General features: G+C 60.6%; 3 protein-coding genes. All 3 read right to left on the reverse strand.

Features of this window, described 5'->3' with window-relative positions:
- Positions 1–512: 3-hydroxyacyl-CoA dehydrogenase NAD-binding domain-containing protein (locus AAC077_RS19740; protein ID WP_339773507.1), on the reverse strand; the 512-nt coding region annotated here is incomplete at its 3' end.
- Positions 513–545: 33 nt separating this feature from the next.
- Positions 546–2237 carry an AMP-binding protein gene (locus AAC077_RS19745; protein ID WP_339773509.1) on the reverse strand — a complete coding sequence of 564 codons (1692 nt, stop codon included), beginning with the start codon at positions 2235–2237 and terminating at the stop codon, positions 546–548.
- A 375-nt stretch (positions 2238–2612) separates the two neighbouring features.
- Positions 2613–3256 (reverse strand): amidohydrolase family protein (locus AAC077_RS19750; RefSeq protein WP_339773512.1); only part of this gene is annotated, 644 nt, incomplete at its 5' end.

The raw sequence follows: 3256 nt of genomic DNA on the forward strand, positions 1-3256 counted from the left end.
AGCCCGATGACGTCTTCGGGGCGGCTGGTCATCGCTGCGATTTCGTCGATGTTCAACGCCGAGGTGTTCGTCGCAAGGATCGCGCCGGGTTTCATCACGCGGTCCAGCTCGGTGAAGATCTTGCGCTTCAGCTCCATGTCTTCGAACACGGCTTCGATCACCAGATCACAGTCCGCCAAGGCAGCAAGTTCCAGCTTGCCGTCGAAACGGTCCATCCGGGCTTCGACTTCGTCTTGCGGGAAACGGCCCTTGTCACTGCTGCGCTGGTAGTTGCCGCGCACAACCTTCAACCCGCGATCCAGTGCTTCTTGCGTGGTCTCGACGATGGTGACGGGGATGCCCGCGGTGGCAAAGTTCATCGCAATGCCACCGCCCATCGTGCCCGCGCCGATGATGCCTACGGATTTGATCTCGCGCTGTTTGGTGTTGGCGGGCAGGTCCGGGACCTCCCACGCGGCTTTGCCGGCAGCACCGATATAGGCACCAATTTCTGCGTCGGTTGGGGTGTTCATAGTCTTCCTTTCTTCCGGCCCGGTTGGTGGGCCTTATGTGTCCAGACAGGCCGCGCGGATCGCACGGCGGTCAATCTTGTCGGTGGCACCACGGGTCAAAGGACCGTCCTGGCACCACAGTTTTTCGGGTATCTTGAATTTGGCCAGCCGCCCGTCGAGGTGCGCCGCCATATCCGCCTGCGTTAACGGCTTGCCATCGCGGGTCTGCACAGAGGCCCCGACGACTTCGCCCAAACGCGGATCGGGGACAGAGAACGCGCAGGCCTCGATCACATCGGGGTGGGTGTGCAACGCGCCTTCCACGTCAAGACAGGCAATGTTTTCACCACCGCGAATGATGATGTTCTTCTTGCGGTCCAGGATCGTGATATAGCCGTCGGCGTCGATGACACCCAGATCACCTGTGCGCAGCCAGCCGTCTTGCATCGTCTCTTCAGTGGCTTCGGGCTTGTTCAGATAGCAGCGCATGTTGGCGGGGCTTTTGACGGTAATCTCGCCCAGTTCGCCCTGTGGCACATCGTTGCCCTTGTCATCCAGAAACCGGATATCTTGCAGCGGCGGGTGCAGCTTGCCTGCGGCGTCGGGGCGTTTGTTGTATTCTTCGCCAACCATCCCGATACCAAGGGCGTTGGTCTCGGTCATGCCCCAGCCGGTCGCGATATCAGCGGCGGGGAATTGTCCCTTAAGCTGCGCCACCTGGGCCGCAGGGCGTTTCGCCCCGCCAGCCCCAAGCCAGCTGAGCGTCGGCAGCGTCTCGCCCATGCGTTTCGCGGCCTCAAGCAGGTCAGCAGATTGCGTCGGCACACCTAGAAAACGGGTCACGCCTTCGCGGTTGATCACACGCACCGCTTCTTCGGCATCCCATTTGTGCAGCAGCGAAATCTTGGCACCGGCTGGCAGGCTCAGCAAAAACAGCGGATGCGTCGCAGTGACGTGGAACAGCGGCGTGACGATTAACCCCGACGGGCGCGGCGCGGGCGGCGCACCGGGTTCAGGGGGTGTGACCAGCGGGACGGCGACCGCCTGTAACAGCCAGCTGAACACCGCGCTCAGCGCACCACGGTGGGTTTGGACCACACCTTTCGGCTTGCCCGTCGTGCCAGAGGAATACATCACCGCAAAATCATCGTCGGTGTCCAGGTCGACACCCTCGGGCGCAGTATCGGCCATACCTTGCATCACCGCCGATAGCTTGTGCGGGCCCATGTCTTCGCCATCACGCACGCCGATCAGACGCAGCCCTAGGTCGTCGACCAGCGGCATCATCCGTTCAAAGCGGGGACCATCAGCAAACACCGTCTTGGCACCGCTGTCTTGCAGCGCATAGTCGAGCTCTTCGGTCGTCCACCACGCGTTCACGAACACCACCACCGCACCGGCAGAGGCGACGGCAAGGGTTAACATCAACAGTTCGGGATAGTTGCGCATCGCGATGCCGACACGGTCGCCGGTCTTGATCCCAAGCGTGTCGCGCAGCCCGTTGGCAATACGATTCACGTCGGCGACAAATTCATCATAGGTCCAGCGTTCGTCCTGATAGACCAGAAACTCCGCCGCCCCGTTATCATGAATCTCGCGGCTCGCCTGAACGAGGCCTCCAAGGGTTTTGGGAATGTTTTTGAATGTCTTATAGGTGACGCCACGAATGTTGCTCTCGGCTACCTCGAACGTCGGGTTTGTCGAAACCACGTGGCGAATGGCTTCCTCGGGGGTCATTGCGGTCATATGCACCGGCCCGCAGACAGCATAGATACAGATAGTGTGGCCATTTCGTCCTCCCTTATCGAGCCTGTTGCCGGACACTCCTCCACGATTGTCCGCGACTCTGATGTCTGCAGCCTAATCGTTAAAATCCAAACTGCAATACCGCATGATGGAACAATGTTCCGCAAACTGACGTTTGACAGGTTTTTACACGCACCAAGGCCCCCCGCTAACGCGGTCCTGTATCTTGGCGAAAACTGACCATGAATGCACAGGTAAGAAAAGCCTTTCTTTTGGCGAAACCGAAAGAAGGGCGCCAGGGCACCTGCGATGTCATTGAAACATCGCGTCACTTGGGCGCAGCGGTGCGGGTGCTGCGCCTGATATCGCGCGTGGTTACGTCCCGACGCTGCCGCTGATCAGCTCCGGCAGGCGGGTCGCGGGCGGGGTGTTGCGACTGCGCAAGCTGCGGACCACGCCATCAATCACCGTCATACCCACACCCGGCAAATTGCCCAGTTGGACGGATTCGAGCATGTTCTTGCCGGGCGCATGCTGTGCCTGATCCATCAAGACGAAATCCGCACATTTGCCGACCTCGATCAATCCGGTATCGAGCTTGCGCTGCCGCGCGGTGTTGCCATTGGCAAAGCAGAACGCGATCTCGGCCGGGACATTCCCCAGCGACGACAGCATCGCGACCATCCGCATGATCCCCAAAGGTTGCACGCCGGACCCTGCCGGACCGTCGGTGCCAAGGATCAACTGATCCAACTTGCCAAGCTCGCGCGCGGTATTCAGCGTCAGCAACGCGGCGCGCTCATTTCCGTTGTGCACAATCTCGAGCGCGGCTTTGCAGCCTTCGCACAGGCAGATGATCTGGTCGTCGGGCAGGGCGGAGTGTCCGCCATTGATGTGCCCGACCACATCTGTCCCCGTCTCGAGCACCATATCGGCGTCGATCAACCCCGATCCGGGGATCGAGGGGCCGCCGGTGTGGATCGTGCTTTGCATCCCGTATTTGCGCGCCCATCCCACCA

The organism is uncultured Pseudosulfitobacter sp. (assembly GCF_963976325.1).
GTDB lineage: Bacteria > Pseudomonadota > Alphaproteobacteria > Rhodobacterales > Rhodobacteraceae > Pseudosulfitobacter.

Excerpts from the sequence above, each read along its gene's own strand:
- AAC077_RS19745 (WP_339773509.1), bottom strand. The coding sequence starts at position 2,237 with ATGACCGCAATGACCCCCGAGGAAGCCATTCGCCACGTGGTTTCGACA.